Here is a 14252-nt window from a genome sequence, read left to right as displayed (position 1 = left end):
CCCTCGGCCTCGCCGCGGGGGGGGTGCGGGGGCGGGGCGCGGCGGCCGCCGTGGCGCCCCCCCGTCCGCTTGTCGGGGGGGGGGGGGGGGGGCCGGGGGGGGGGGGCCCCCCCCACCGCCGTTTCCGCGTCGCTCCCGCGTCACGCGGCGCGGGTCAGCTCTTGCCGTCCCACTTGTAGACCGAGTAGACGTCCATGCACTCCGTCTTGTCGTCGGCGCCCTCGGGCAGGTCACCGGCCGCCACCTGCGGCTTCTTGTACGTGGCGCCCTCACGCCAGTCGGCGCCGATCACCAGGGTGATCTGCTCCGCCTCGGCGTCGGCGCGGACCGCCGTGGCGGGCAGGCCGAGCGAAGTGGCCACGGACAGGGCGTTCGCCTTGCCCTGCTCGCCGGCGTCCTTCGGGTAGAACACCACGGTGTCCTTGCGCGGCTTGGCGTCCCGCGAGGAGTCGGCCTGCGTGAAGCCCTTGCCCCGAAGCTCCTTGGCGATCGTGCCGGCCCGGCCCTCGGCGGCCGACTGCCCGTCGCCCGCGGTGCCGTTGATGACGGTGATCCCGAAGGAGCCCGGCGCCTCGGCGGTGGCCGCCGGCTTCGTGGAGGCGGAAGGCTTCGGCTTGGCGCCGGCCGGGTCGCCGTTCTTGTCGAGCGCGATGTCGTCGCGGAGCATCGCCCACATCTTGTCGGCGGCGGAGGGGACCGGCTGGAGCCATGCCTTCGGGTTCCCCGGGTACTCCGTCGTCGGCACGGTGGCCGTCGTGAGGCGGTCCAGCTTCACGTTCTTGAGCTGCATCGACAGATCGAGGAGCTTCGCCACGGACTTGATCTCGTCGGAGACCACGAGGGCCCGCGTGGCGGTCTCCGCGAGCCCGGTGAGACGGCTGGTGTCGGTCCAGGCGTTCTGCCCCTGGAGCTTCTTCATCATGCCGTTCATGTACATGTGCTGGGCCTTGGCACGGTTCTGGTCACTGCCGAACGCGTGCCGGGTGCGCAGCCACTGGAGCGCCTGCTCGCCCTGGACCTCGTGGGTGCCCTCGGGCAGCTTGAGGCCGGAGCCACCGGGTGCGGCCTTCGTCGGCTTGTCGTAGACGCCGGTCTTCACGCAGACCGGGACGCCGCCGACCTCGTCGGCCATGGCCACCACACCCGCGAAGTCGATCATCATCCAGTGATCGATGTAGACCCCGGTGAGGGTCTCCCAGGTGGTGAGGGTGCAGCCGGGCCCGCCACGGCTCAGCGTCTCGTTGATGGGCCGGTTGTTGGTCGCGGGGTAGGTCGTCGCGCCGTCCCTGCACTTCGGGATCGGGACGACCGTGTCGCGCGGGATCGAGATGATCGAGGCGTTCTGCCGGTCCGCCGAGACGTGCAGCAGCATCTGCACGTCGGCGAGCGGCGGCCGGTCCCGGTCGTTCTTGCCGCCGCCCAGGGCCACGTTCTTGGCGTCCTTGCGGCTGTCGGAACCGATGAGCAGGATGTTCAGCGGGGTGTCGCCCAGCGCGTTCGGCGCCGCCTTCTTCACGCCGCTGTCGCCGCCCGCGCGGCTGCCGCCGCGAAGGTTGTCATTCAGGTGCTTGTAGTACAGGAATCCGGCGCCGGCCGTGCCGAGTATCAGCACGGACAACGTGATGGCCACCCAGCGCAGTATCCGGCGCTTGCCGGCCTTCTTGGCCCGCCGGCGCGGGGCGCCGCCCCGCCGGTGGCCCTGCCGGCCCCCACCGGCACCGCCGTCGCCGGAGCCGCCGCCGGCGCGGCGCGAGCGCGGCACGGTGCCGCCCGGGCGCTCGCCCGTGCCGACGGAACCGGCCTCTGCCCCTTCCTCGTAGAGACTCTCGTCCCAACCCAAGTCGCGGGCGTGCGGGGCGCGTTCCCGCGCCCCCTCCCCCCTACGCACGCTGCTCTGTCCCACCCCAGGTCTCCTCGTCACTCAGGTGCGGCCCAAGGCCCGGTTGCTCCGGGTCACTTGGCGCACACCTGCTTGTCTGCCGTCTGCGCACCCTCCGGCGCCTTCGCCGGACCGGTGAGGGGCACCCCCGCGCCCTTGAAGTCCGCGCCGAGAACGAGCGTCATGGGCTCGCGCTCCCCGGCGTCCTGCGTGCCCGGCTGGAGAGCCGAGGCGGGCAGGCCCATCAGGTCCGCGAGCTTGCGGGCCTGGTCGGCCTGGTTCGGTGCGTACGTGAGCGTGGTCCTCGCCGCCTTCTCGGGGGCGTTGCTCTTGTTGGTGGACCGCGTCACGCCGTGCTCGTTCTGGAGCCAGTCGATGGTCTTCTGCGCCGCGCCCGTGATGCCACTGCCGTTGTACACGTCGACACGGACCGCGCGGGCGGTGGAGCGCTCCCCCTGCAGGAGCTTCGCCTGGGCCTGCGCCTGGGCGTTCTTGGCGTCCTGCTCCTTCTTCTTCACCTCGGTGAGCGAGGTGTCGGACTGCATCATCGCGAACAGCCGCGGCGCTTCCACCGGGTTCGGCACGACCGTGACCGGCCGGGGCTCGGCCGGGTTGTCGATGACCGGCAGCGTGGTGAAGGTGATGTTCTTCGGGTCGATCTGCGCCAGCTCGCCCGCGAGGGACTTGAGCTTGGTGATGCTCCCTATCCCGGTGTCGACGGTGAGCGCCTTGGTGGCGGCGTCGGCGAGGTCGTACAGCTTGGTCGGGGACGTGAGCGTGTCGTCCGACTTCATCTGACGGATCATCGAGCTGAGGAACTGCTGCTGGATCTTGATGCGGTCCAGGTCGCTCTCGTTGCCGAAACTGTGCCGGGTGCGGACGAAGGCCAGGGCCTGTTCGCCCTGGATCGTCGACTCGCCCTTGGGCAGCTTGAGGTGGGACTTCGGGTCGTCGACCGCCTTGGCCAGGCAGACCTTCACGCCGCCGACGGCCGTGGTCATCTCCTTGACGGCATTGAAGTCCGCCATCATGAAGTGGTCCACGGTCAGTCCGGTGAGCTCCTTGACCGTGCGCATGGTGCAGCCGGGGTCGCGGTCGGACTGGCCGAGGCTCACGTTGAAACGGGTGTCCGTCTGGCCGGGGATCGTCTTGACCTTGCCGCCGGGCAGCTTGGTCTCGCACTCGGGGATGTCGATGACCAGGTCGCGCGGGATCGACATCGCCGTGGCGTTCGTCCGGTCCTTGGAGACGTGGAAGAGGATCGTGGTGTCGGCGTGTCCGGGACTGTTCTTGTCGCCGTAGCCGCCGTTGCCCTCGCCGGTCCGCTTGTCGGTGCCGATGAGCAGGATGTTGAAGGCGGCGTCCTTCTTGAAGCCGCCGGTGCTGCCGCCGGCCACGTCGATGGTGCTGATGTTGTTGTCGAAGTGCTTGTAGAGCGCGTACGCGCCGGCGGCGCCGCCCACGAGCACGAAGGCCATCGTGCCGCCGGTCCACATCAGGACCTTCTTCTTGCGGGACTTCGCGGGCTTGCGCTTGCGCCGGCCCGCGGCGACCGGCCGGTCGCCGGGCTCGGGGGCGCGCCGACGGCGCTGCCCGGGGACGGGCGGCGCGGTCTCGGTGGCCCGGTCGCGCCCCCCGTACTCGGCCGCTCCGTGTTCCGACCGGCTTCTCTGGCCCGGGGGCGGGGTGGCACTACGGGTGGTGCGGGGGCGCGGGTGGGACGGGGCGGCCTGCGATGACTGCCCAGCGGAGCGGTCCAGTCGCAGTTCGTAATGGCCGGTCTGCGGGTTGAGTACCCACTGGTCGGCGGGGTCGATCTCGTCCGCCCGTCCACGGCTGTGCGCGTCCACGGTTCCTTGAGTCCTCCGTCGGTGCCACGCGAGGCGCCTCCCCCTCGGGCGCTCGGTCGGTCGATCCGTCTGCGTGCCCGACCACGTGGTCGGTGCACCGGATCGCGTCACACTATCCGCCCAGTTCAGCGTGGGGCGACGTCCGTGACAAATTCCACGCCCCTTACAACTGGGCAATTTGCCCAAACCTCATCCAGTGCCTCCCTCCCCTTGGCTCCTCCTTTACGCATCAGCAGCTCCGCGTCGCCGCGTTGCGCCCCGAGAACGAGGGCGTCGCGGAGGCGCTCGGAGCGTTCGTCGCGGCCTCCGGCTCCCCGCTGTCGCCGGGCCGGATGACCACCGGCTGGTCGGCGCGCAGCCGTGCGAAGAGCTGGTCCGCCGCGGGTTGCACCAGTTCGTCCCGGTTCGCGTTGTACGTGTACGGGCGTCGCGGCACCGTCAGGAACTGCACCTTCTCGGTCGGCACGGCCCGCATCGAGCGCGCCAGGTCGTACAGGTCGCGCAGCGAGTCGAGCCCCGGGTCGGTCGTGATCGACCTCGTGGCCGCGTCCAGGACCGGGTAGAGCTTGGTCGGGTTGAGCAGCACGCCGTCGCTCTGCACCTTGTTGACCAGGGCGCCGAGGAACTGCTGCTGCCGGTCCATCCGCTCCGTGTCGCTGCCGTTGCCGAGCGACTTGCGGGCGCGTACGAAGCCCAGCGCCTGCTCGCCGTGCAGCACCTGGCGTCCCGCGGGCAGCTTCAGATGGGCGTCGGCGTCGTCGATCGGCTCCTTGAGGCAGACCTCCACCCCGTCCACGGCGTCGACCATCTTCTTGAAGCCCCGGAAGTCGATCACCATGTGGTGGTCGATCCGGATGCCCGTCAGCTTCTCCAGGGTGCGGATCGTGCACGCCGTACCGCCGAACTCGAAGGCCCAGTTGAACTGGGCGAACTGTTCGACGGTGCGCGTCTTGTCCCGCTTCGTGCAGCTGGGGATCCGCACCATCAGGTCGCGCGGGATGGAGACCGCGGTCGCGCTCGCGCCGCCGGCGGAGATGTGCAGCAGGATCGTGGTGTCGGACCGCTGGGTGCCCCCGTCCTTCCCGTACTTGCGGTTCCCGGCACCCGCGCGCGTGTCGGAGCCGATGAGCAGGATGTTGCGGGCCGCCTTGACGGCCGGCGACGGGCGCTCCTTCTCGTATTTGAGCAGCTCCTCCGCGGCCGTCGTGTCCGTGGTGATGTTGGAGTCCAGCTTGCGGTAGAGCCACCACCCGGTCGCGGCCGCGGCGAGCACCAGGACCGCCACGGCGAGCGCCGTCCAGCGCAGCCAGTGCCGCTTGCGGTCGCCCTTGCCATCGGCGCCGGGCTCCGCGGGCGTGTCTGCGCTGTCCGTCACGTCTGGATCCGTCCGTCCTCGATGGCGTCTGCGGGACACCGGCGGCCGTCGTCTCGGTGAAGTAGACGGTCGACTCCGGCGCTCGGTTCTGCGGAAGGCATACCCCCCGGCCGATCATGTACCGGAGTCGCCGTCCGGAGCCGGGTTACGCGGCGCGTCGATGGGCCGTACGGGTGGGAGGGATCGCGGTCGGGGGTGGAACGGGCGCGCCGCGGGTCCGCGCCCGGGCCGGGCGCGCCGCCGGCGCGGGCCGCCCCCTGGGGCGGTGCGCCCCCGGACGGGGCGTCACGGGGGCCGGCGCGCCGCGCGTCGGGCGAGGGCGCGCCGCCGGCGCGGGCCGTCCCGGGCCGGGCGCGCCGCGCGTCGGGCGCGCCCGGAGGTGGGTCTCAGTCCGTCAGGGTGGTGGTGACGCGCTCGCTGTCGACCCGCTTGGCCAGGGCCTCCGCGTCGAGCCGGTCGAGGTGGCGGCACAGCACGACCGAGCCGCCGGCGGCCAGCGGCGCGTACAGCCCGGCGGAGACGCCGGCCCACGAGTCGTACGAGCGCCCCGAGAGCAGTCGTGCGCCGGGCGCGAGCCCCAGCTCGGCGGCGTCCTGACGGGCGCGCTCGACGAGCTGTGCGCCCGTCAGTTCCGTACCGTCGACGACGAGAGCGGGCGCGTCGGGATCGACCGGCACGAACGGGGCGAACCGGTCGCCCTGGCTCGGCACCTCCACCGCGTAGTCCGCGTACCCCGCGGGCGGCGCGGGGAAGCGGCGCCCCAGCGGGGCGAGGGACAGCGCGATCCGGTCCCCGGAGCAGGCGAGACCCGCCTCCAGGCCGTCCGGACCCGCGACGACGTAGTCGGCGTCGGCCGGGTCGCCGCCCAGCTCCGCGGTGACCCCGACGGAGGAGCAGGCGAGCAGCCAGACCGCCGTCTGCCAGTGCGCGGGCAGCAGCAGCGCGAGCCGGTCGCCCGGGGAGGCGGACAGCTCGCCCTGGAGCAGGTTGGCCGTCTTGGCCACCCAATTGGCGAAGGTGGCCACCGACAATTCCACGCGTTCACCGGTGGCGTCGTCGTAGAAAGTGACCAAGGGGCGGGCCGGGTCCGCGGCGAGCGCGGATCGCAGCAGGTCGGCGGGGGTGCGGTCGCTGGCGTTCACGCGGGCAAGGGTACGCGGGGCCGCGCGCCCGGTCCGCCGTACCGGTGACCCCGTCCACCGGTCGGCCCGACGGATCGTCAGTTTCCTTGCCCGTTCCCGCCGAGCGGAACGCCCGTCCGCTACGGACGATCACCTCATGCGTGCCTACCTCGTCTCCTCGATCGCCGTCACCTGCGCGGCGGCACTCGCCCTGCCGCTCACCGTCGCGACCCCGGCCGCGGGTGCGGGCCCGGGCGTCACCGCACCCGCCGCCGCGAACCCGGCCGCCGTGCCCGACACCGCCGTCGCCGGGTCGACCCAGTCACTGCCCCTCGAACCCCTCGGCCCCGCCCGGCCATGGGGCCGCTCCTTCGGCGCCGCCGAGTCGGCCGCCGGGCAGGGCCTCGGCCGACGGGACGTCAGACCCTTCGCGCTCCTCGGCGTGGTGTGGGACGACGTCCGCGCCCCGCTGCGCGGCAGCGTCGAGGTCCGCACCCGGGCCGCCGCGGACGGTTCCTGGTCCGACTGGCAGGACGTCGAGACCCACAACGACGAGCACGGCGCCGACCCCGGCACGCCGGAGGGCCGTTCGGGCGCCCTGCACGGCTCCACCGCCCCGCTGTGGGTCGGCGACTCGGACGGCGTCGAGGTCCGCGTACGCCCGGAGCGGCACGAGGGCGTCGACGCCCCGCTTCCGTCGGGCCTGCGCCTCGAACTGGTCGACCCCGGACCGGAGCCGGCGCGCACCGCGCGGGGAGCCCGGGTCACCCCGGCGGTCTGGACGCCGCAGGCCGCGGCCGCCGCCCCGACGACCCCCGAACAGGCCGAGGCCGCGCGTGTGAACGCCGGGCTCGCCCCCGTGGGCGCGGACGTCATCCCCGCCCTGACGAGGGCCCAGACCCTGGCCGAGCTCCCCGCCGCCACCACGCGCGCCCTCGCCGCGAAGCCGTTCATCGGCCCGCGTCCGAAGATCATCACGCGCAAGGGCTGGGGCGCCGACGAAAGGATGCGCGAGAAGGGCTTCGTCTACACGAAGACGATCAAGGCCGTCTTCGTGCACCACAGCGCCACCGGCAACCGCTACACCTGCAAGCAGGCCCCCTCCGTGCTGCGCAGCATCTACCGCTACCACGTGAAGAGCAGCGGCTGGCGGGACTTCGGCTACAACTTCGCCGTCGACAAGTGCGGAAACATCTACGAGGGCCGGGCCGGCGGCGTGGCCAAGCCGGTCATGGGCGCCCACACCCTCGGCTTCAACACCAACAGCATGGGCATCGCCGTCCTCGGCAGCTACGGCACCACCAGCCCGCCGGCCGCCACGCTGACCGCCATCGCACGGCTGACCGCGTGGAAGTTGGGGCTGCACGGGGTGAATCCGAAGGCCAAGACGTATCTCACATCGGGGGGCGGAAACCTCTACAAGAAGGGCAGAAAGGTCAGGTTCAACGTGATCGCCGGGCACCGCGACGGCTTCGCGACCGAGTGCCCGGGCGGGCGCCTCTACAACAAGCTCGGCACCGCCCGGTCGGCCTCGGCGAAGTACCAGGGAAGGCGCTGATGGGGTCAGGGACTCAACCATCTGCATAAACTGACCGGTCATATCGTACGGACGGCCGAAACGCGCTGCCCCGGACGATGGAGACCGGACCCGAACAGGAAGCAGAGACGACAGGTGACCGAAGCGATTCTTCTGGTCGGTGGCAAAGGCACCCGACTGCGTCCCCTGACGGTCAACACGCCCAAGCCGATGGTCCCGGCAGCCGGCGTGCCCTTCCTGACGCACCAGTTGGCACGGGCCCGGGCCGCCGGCGTGGACCACATCGTCCTCGCCACCTCCTACCTCGCCGAGGTCTTCGAACCCCACTTCGGCGACGGCTCGGCGCTCGGGCTCAGCATCGAGTACGTCACCGAGGACGAGCCGCTCGGCACCGGAGGCGCGATCCGCAACGTCGCCTCGCGCCTCCGCTCGGGGCCCGAGGACCCGGTCCTCATCTTCAACGGCGACATCCTCACCGGCCTGGACATCCGCGCCCTCGTCGCCACCCACGAGTCGTCCGGCGCCGACGTCTCGCTCCACCTCACCCGGGTCGAGGACCCGCGGGCCTTCGGGCTCGTCCCGACCGACGCCACCGGCCGCGTCACGGCCTTCCTGGAGAAGCCGCAGACGCCCGAGGAGATCGTCACCGACCAGATCAACGCGGGGGCGTACGTCTTCCGCCGCTCGGTCATCGACACCATCCCCGCCGGCCGCCCGGTCTCCGTCGAACGCGAGACCTTCCCCGAGCTGCTCGCCTCCGGTGCGCACCTCCAGGGCATGGTCGACTCCACGTACTGGCTCGACCTCGGCACCCCGCAGGCCTTCGTCCGCGGCTCCGCCGACCTCGTCCTCGGCCGCGCCCCGTCCCCGGCGGTCCCCGGCCGCTGCGGCGACCGCCTGATCCTGGAGACGGCGACCGTCGCCCCCGACGCGAAGCTCAGCGGCGGCACGGTGATCGGCCCCGGCGCGGTCATCGGCTCCGGCGCCCGCATCGCCGGCTCCACGGTCCTCGCGAACGCCGTCGTCGAACCCGGCGCCGTCGTCACCGACTCCCTCATCGGCTCCGGCGCCCGAGTCGGCGCCCGCACCGTCCTCACGGGCGCGGTCATCGGTGACGGCGCGGACGTCGGCCCGGACAACGAACTCCGGGACGGCGTCCGCATCTGGTGCGACGCCACCCTCCCGGCCGGAGCGGTCCGCTTCTCCTCGGACCAGTAGCGGCGCGCCGGCGGACCGCGGAGCCGCGGTGCGGGACGGGAGCGGGGCGGCGCACCCCGGCTAGGCTCATACGTATGGCCGGCCGCTTCGCCCCCCGTACCCCCACCACCCGCATCACGGCGCGGGGCGGTCACGTTCCCGTGCCCCGGCCTCAGGTCCGCGACCTGGAGCAGCATCTGGAACTCGACCTCGGCCTCACGCTGGGGCCCCTGCGCCGCGGCCCCGCCGACCCCACCTTCCGCGCCACCGCCGACGGCTCCGTCTGGCGGGCCAGCCGCACCCCGGACGGAGCCGGCACCCTGCGCGTGCGGATCCGCGCGGGGGCCGTCGCCGCGGAGGCGTGGGGCCCCGGCGGGCCCTGGCTCCTCGACGGGCTGCCCGCGCTGCTCGGAGCCGAGGACGACCCCGCCGCCTTCGTCCCCCGCCACAAGCTGCTCGCCGTCACCCACCGCGCCCGCCGCGGCATGCGGCTCACCCGCACGGGGCTCGTGATGGAGTCGCTGATCCCGTCGATCCTGGAGCAGAAGGTCACGACGGACGAGGCCTACCGGGCCTGGCGGCTGCTCGTACGGAAGTACGGCGAGCCCGCCCCCGGCCCGGCCCCCGACGGCATGTACGTCATGCCCGACGCCCGCACATGGGCGATGATCCCGTCCTGGGAGTGGCACCGGGCGAACGTCGACGGCAAGCGCTCCGCCGCCGTCGTGCGCGCCGCGCGGGTCGCCCACCGCATGGAGGAGGCCGCCGGAATGGCCCCCGCCGAAGCCCGCAGGCGCCTGGAGCTGATCCCCGGCATCGGCCCGTGGACCTCCGCCGAGACGATTCAGCGCAGCAACGGCGCCCCGGACGAGGTCACCACCGGCGACCTCCACCTCCCCGGCATCGTCGGCTGGGCCCTCGCGGGCGACCGCACGGCGGACGACGCGGCCATGCTGGAGCTGCTCGCCCCCTACGAGGGCCAGCGCCACCGCGCCGCCCGACTGATCCTGCTCAGCGGCCGGGTCCCGCCGCGCCGGGCGCCACGCATGACGCCCGGCAACATCGCGGCGTTGTAAGAGCGCCGTCGGGGGCCCGGGTCAGCGCACCTCGATGAACCGGGCCGCCTGCCGCGCCGGCCGCTCCTTCGGCGCCGCCGCCGGCCGGCCCACCGCCACCGCGCCCATCGGGTCCCAGTCGGCGGGCAGCCCGAGGACCTCCCGCACGACGTCGCGGCAGAACATCGTCGAGGACACCCACGCCGAGCCGAGCCGTTCCCCGGCCAGCGCGACCAGCAGGTTCTGCACGCCCGCGCCCGCCGCGACCACGAACATCTCGCGCTCGGCGGCGTCCCGGCGCGGGTCGCCGTAGTGGTGCGAGCCGTCCATGACGAGGCAGGGCACGATCAGGTACGGCGCGTGGCGCAGGACGTCGCCGCGGCGGATCCGCTTCGCGATCGACTCCTCGGACCTGCCGTCCGCGCGCAGGTCCGCGACCCACGCGTCCCGCATCGCGTCGAGCAGCCGCAGCCGCGCGTCCGCCGACTCCAGGAGCACGAACCGCCACGGCGTGGTGTGGTGCGGGGCGGGCGCCGTGACGGCCGCGGCGACGGCCCGCCGCACCGCGCCGGGGTCGACCGGGTCGTCGGTGAACTCCCGTACGGTGCGGCGCAGCGTCACCGCCTCCCGTACGGCCTCCGAGGTGCCGAGGCGGAACATGTCTTCGGCCGGGTCGCGGACCAGCGCCCGTGCGCCCGGCTCCGCGTCGCCGCCCACGAGGTGCCCGAGGCCGCGGACGACCGCGACCGGCCGGCCCTCCGCCTTGCCCTTCACCAGGTCGCCGGCGGCGGCGAGTTCGTCGGCGTGGGCGACCACGGTCACGTTCAGCTCGTTGCCGTGGGAGTCCGTCCCGCCCCGCAGGTCGTCCAGGACCCGCACCCCCGCCGCGCCGATGGCCACGTCGGTGAGCCCGTTGCGCCAGGGCCGCCCGAAGGTGTCGGTGACCACGACGCCGACCTCGACGCCGAGCGCCGCGCGCAGTCCCTCGCGGATCCGGCGGGCCGAGGCGTCCGGGTCCTCGGGCAGCAGCAGCACCGTCCCGGCGGGCGTGTTGGACGCGTCGACCCCGGCGGCGGCCATGACGAGGCCCTGCCGGTTCTGCACGATCCGCAGCGCCCCGCGCCGCGCCACCACCCGTACCGTCTCGGCGTCGATCGCCTCCTCGCGGTCGGCGGCGGCGATCACCCGCCCCTCAGCCTTGCTCACGATCTTCGACGTGACGAGCAGGACGTCGCCGTCGACGAGGCCCGGCGAGACCGAGGCGATCAGCTTCGCGACGTCGTCCCCGGGCCCGACCTCGGGAATCCCGTCGAGCGCCCAGACCTCGAAGCGCGCTCCGGCGGCCCGGCCACCGAGCCCCGCGTCCTCGGCGCCCGCCTGGGTGCCCGCCTGGACACCGTTGCCCGCCTGCTCCTCGGCACTCGCCCGGCCGCCGGTGGTTGCCTCGGCCCCGGCACTCGCCTGGACGCCGCTGGTTGCCTCGGTCTCGGCGCCCGCCTGGATGTTGTTGGTTGCCTCGGCCCCTGCGCCCGCCCGGACGCCGGTGCCCGCCTGCTCCGTCCGGCCCGAGGGTGTCGTCCCGCCCGTCATGCGCCGGCCCCGCCGGCCTCCGAGGCGAGCGCCAGGGCCGCGCGCGCCATCTCCGCCGTCGCGTCCAGGTCGGTCATCATCAGCGGCACCGCGCGGCAGCGGATGCCCGCGGCCTCGACGTCCGCGACCGCGCCGGCGTCGACGGTGTCGACGAGCCAGCCGTCGATCAGCCCGGAGCCGTAGTGGCGGGCGACGGCAGCCGCCGTGGACTCCACGCCGACCGCCGCGAGCACCTTGTCGGCCATGCCGCGCACGGGCGCGTCACCGACGATGGGGGAGAGGCCGACCACCGGCGCCGGGGCGGCGGCGACGGCTTCGCGGATGCCGGGGACGGCCAGGATGGTGCCGACGGACACGACGGGGTTGGACGGCGGGAAGAGGATGACGTCCGCCTCGGCGATGGCCTCCAGGACGCCCGGCGCGGGCTTCGCCTGCTCGGCGCCGACCGGCACGACCGCCTTGGCGTCCACGGAGGCCCGCAGCTTCACCCAGTACTCCTGGAAGTGCACGGCCCGCTGCTCGCCGTCCACCTCGACTGCCACGTGCGTCTCGACGCGGTCGTCGGACATCGGCAGCAGCCGGACGCCGGGCTGCCAGCGGGCGCACAGCGCCTCGGTGACGGCGCTCAGCGGGTAGCCGGCGCCCAGCATCTGGGTGCGGACGATGTGGGTGGCGAAGTCGCGGTCGCCGAGGCCGAACCACTCGGGCCCGACCCCGTACGCCGCGAGCTCCTCCTTGACCGTGAAGGACTCGTCCTCACGGCCCCAGCCCTGCTCCTCGTTGATGCCACCGCCGAGGGTGTACATCACGGTGTCGAGGTCGGGGCAGACCTTGAGGCCGAAGAGATGGATGTCGTCACCGGTATTGCCGACGACCGTGATCTCCGCGTCGGGCGCGGCCTGCTTGAGGCCGCGAAGGAAGCGGGCACCACCGATGCCACCGGCCAGAACCACAATGCGCATGGGAACAGTCTGTCAGCCGCGGGCTGATCCGCTGAGGGGTGGTGGGGCCACGGGCGGGCCCGTCGGGCATCGGCCGCTCAGAGGGCCGCAGGGGCCACGGGGGCGGGCGGGGCCGGGGTGCACCGGGCGCGCAGCGACTCGTGCATCGGCATCTCGGTCAGGCCGGGGTGGTAGACGTGCAGGCTGACGGCCGGTTCGAGGGAGTCGTTGACGACCTCGTGGGCGTAGTGGGGCGCGAACACGCGCTGGTCGCCGGCCGCGAGCTTCCGCGCGCCGCGCTCCGTACGCTCCGTCAGTTCGCCCTCCAGGAGGGTGAGTACACCGGAGGAGGGGCCGTGGTCGTGGTGGCCGCTGCCCTGACCGGGGAGCCAGGAGAGCAGCCAGACCTCGTAACCGGGGCCGGTGCGCAGCCGGTGGTACCAGCGGGTGGTGGCGTCGTACTCGACGTACGGGGCCCACTGGGCGCGGTCGGCCGCGATCTCGCGGGCGAGGCCGACGAACTCGGCCACCGTGGTCGGGTGCTCGCGGGCGGGCTGCAGGAGGTGCGGGACCTCAAGGATGTCGCCGGCGATCTGAAGGTCGCTGTCCATGTTCATGGGTGCGGTGGTTCCTCGGCAGGAGTGCTGGGGGTCGCAGAGCAAGGGGGGAACAAGGGGGTGCGGCGGCGGGACGGCCGCGCGGGGGAGTGCCGGAGCGCTGGGAGGAAGGGCGCGCGTCAACAGCTGGGACAGCAACAGCAACAGCGGTCCTGGACAGCGCGGCGGAACCCACGGGCGTGGGTCGCGGAGGGCGCTGCGGTCGCTGGCATGCCACCAAAGTGGCGCGAGGGACACCCGACTGTCAACTCAATGCCCGATTTGGGGGGTATGTTTCACCTCATCCGGTTACTGCGTGCGGAGAAAGGTTTGTGCACCGCCGGGCCGGGACACATGGCGCAACATCCGGCGCCGTAAACGCGGTGGGGGTCCCGTGATCAGACTGTGATCCGGATCGCTTCCTTGGCCGGATCGCAACAAGATCCAAGTTTGGGGCGTCCTTCTTCATGAAGGCGCGGCGAAGCGGTCAGGCCAGCGGCATGTGTCACGGTTTTTGGTGATTTGAACACTTTCCGCATACGCTTGGTGCCGCAGAGTGAATACGGGGCCCAATAGCAGATCTCGGCTTGACTCGCACAGAGCACGAACTTGTAATTTCACTCGTGTCGTTCGGCCGGCATCGATCCGGGACGACAACACCACGGGGACGCAAAAAAGACGGACGAGGGGCGCACATGACCGAGTTGTTCCAGGAACTGCTGGTCGAGGACGCGGGCGAGGAACTCGGCTGGCAGGAGCGCGCACTGTGCGCCCAGACCGACCCCGAGTCCTTCTTCCCCGAGAAGGGCGGCTCGACCCGCGAGGCGAAAAAGGTCTGCCTCGCCTGCGAGGTCCGCTCCGAGTGCCTCGAGTACGCGCTGCAGAACGACGAGCGCTTCGGCATCTGGGGCGGTCTGTCCGAGCGTGAGCGCCGCCGCCTCAAGAAGGCCGCCGTCTGACGGAGGAACGAATCCGGCCATCCGCCGGACCCATCCGCCCGCCCGCGCGGCAAACCGCGCACACCCGCACACAACGAACGGTCCGCACCCTGTGCTCCATCCACAGGCGGCGGACCGTTCTCGTACCTCCCGGCGCCCGACCACCGCCCCTC

Annotated in this window: 11 protein-coding genes; 4 read left to right on the top strand and 7 right to left on the bottom strand. The window is 72.8% G+C overall.

Annotated elements, in window-relative coordinates; translation table 11 throughout:
• Nucleotides 1-154: 154 nt before the first annotated feature.
• The 4 genes from AB0M16_RS35725 to AB0M16_RS35710 form a co-directional block, all read right to left on the bottom strand.
• Nucleotides 155-1630, bottom strand: a complete 1476-nt coding sequence (locus AB0M16_RS35725) for an LCP family protein (RefSeq protein WP_365350624.1) — start codon at nt 1628-1630, stop codon at nt 155-157.
• 323 nt (nt 1631-1953) lie between these two features.
• A complete protein-coding gene (locus AB0M16_RS35720) occupies nt 1954-3729 on the bottom strand; it encodes an LCP family protein (protein ID WP_365350620.1) in 1776 nt (591 codons plus the stop codon).
• A 229-nt stretch (nt 3730-3958) separates the two neighbouring features.
• Complete coding sequence (locus tag AB0M16_RS35715) at nt 3959-5104, bottom strand: LCP family protein (RefSeq protein ID WP_365350618.1); 1146 nt, start codon at nt 5102-5104, stop codon at nt 3959-3961.
• Nucleotides 5105-5490: 386 nt separating this feature from the next.
• The gene (locus tag AB0M16_RS35710; RefSeq protein WP_365350616.1) at nt 5491-6246 is read right to left on the bottom strand and encodes a TIGR03089 family protein; all 756 of its coding nucleotides are present in this window, start codon (nt 6244-6246) and stop codon (nt 5491-5493) included.
• Between the two features lie 136 nt (nt 6247-6382).
• Here AB0M16_RS35710 and AB0M16_RS35705 point away from each other — a divergent pair, with 136 nt between their 5' ends.
• From AB0M16_RS35705 to AB0M16_RS35695, 3 genes are all read left to right on the top strand, one after another.
• Nucleotides 6383-7783, top strand: coding sequence for a peptidoglycan recognition protein (locus AB0M16_RS35705; protein ID WP_365350614.1), 1401 nt, complete (start codon nt 6383-6385; stop codon nt 7781-7783).
• A gap of 114 nt (nt 7784-7897) precedes the next feature.
• Nucleotides 7898-8980 (top strand): NDP-sugar synthase, encoded by a 1083-nt coding sequence (locus AB0M16_RS35700; protein ID WP_365350612.1) that lies wholly within the window; start codon nt 7898-7900, stop codon nt 8978-8980.
• 74 nt (nt 8981-9054) lie between these two features.
• Nucleotides 9055-10035: a DNA-3-methyladenine glycosylase 2 family protein gene (locus AB0M16_RS35695; protein ID WP_365350610.1), complete on the top strand. Its 981-nt coding sequence runs from the start codon at nt 9055-9057 to the stop codon at nt 10033-10035.
• 21 nt (nt 10036-10056) lie between these two features.
• Here the strand turns inward: AB0M16_RS35695 and AB0M16_RS35690 are convergent, their stop codons facing one another.
• The 3 genes from AB0M16_RS35690 to AB0M16_RS35680 form a co-directional block, all read right to left on the bottom strand.
• A complete protein-coding gene (locus AB0M16_RS35690; protein WP_365350608.1) occupies nt 10057-11604 on the bottom strand; it encodes a coenzyme F420-0:L-glutamate ligase in 1548 nt (515 codons plus the stop codon).
• Nucleotides 11601-12566 (bottom strand): 2-phospho-L-lactate transferase, encoded by a 966-nt coding sequence (cofD, locus tag AB0M16_RS35685; RefSeq protein ID WP_365350606.1) that lies wholly within the window; start codon nt 12564-12566, stop codon nt 11601-11603. Before cofD ends, AB0M16_RS35690 begins: the two co-directional genes overlap by 4 nt.
• A gap of 77 nt (nt 12567-12643) precedes the next feature.
• Complete coding sequence (locus tag AB0M16_RS35680) at nt 12644-13162, bottom strand: cysteine dioxygenase family protein (protein ID WP_365350604.1); 519 nt, start codon at nt 13160-13162, stop codon at nt 12644-12646.
• Between the two features lie 674 nt (nt 13163-13836).
• On the opposite strand from AB0M16_RS35680, the gene AB0M16_RS35675 reads away from it, so the two are divergent.
• On the top strand, nt 13837-14100 hold the full coding sequence (locus tag AB0M16_RS35675; RefSeq protein ID WP_345487777.1) for a WhiB family transcriptional regulator: 264 nt from the start codon (nt 13837-13839) through the stop codon (nt 14098-14100).
• The last annotated feature ends 152 nt before the right edge of the window (nt 14101-14252 follow it).

It is taken from the genome of Streptomyces sp. NPDC051921 (assembly GCF_040680975.1).
Taxonomy (GTDB): Bacteria; Actinomycetota; Actinomycetes; order Streptomycetales; family Streptomycetaceae; genus Streptomyces.
The sequence above is the reverse complement of the archived record's forward strand: the minus strand, read 5'-3'. Positions and strand labels throughout refer to the sequence as shown.

Coding starts and splice junctions, on each gene's coding strand:
- AB0M16_RS35675 (WP_345487777.1), top strand. CDS start 13,837: ATGACCGAGTTGTTCCAGGAACTGCTGGTCGAGGACGCGGGCGAGGAA.
- AB0M16_RS35690 (WP_365350608.1), bottom strand. CDS start 11,604: ATGACGGGCGGGACGACACCCTCGGGCCGGACGGAGCAGGCGGGCACC.
- AB0M16_RS35705 (WP_365350614.1), top strand. CDS start 6,383: ATGCGTGCCTACCTCGTCTCCTCGATCGCCGTCACCTGCGCGGCGGCA.
- AB0M16_RS35695 (WP_365350610.1), top strand. CDS start 9,055: ATGGCCGGCCGCTTCGCCCCCCGTACCCCCACCACCCGCATCACGGCG.
- AB0M16_RS35680 (WP_365350604.1), bottom strand. CDS start 13,162: ATGAACATGGACAGCGACCTTCAGATCGCCGGCGACATCCTTGAGGTC.
- cofD (WP_365350606.1), bottom strand. CDS start 12,566: ATGCGCATTGTGGTTCTGGCCGGTGGCATCGGTGGTGCCCGCTTCCTT.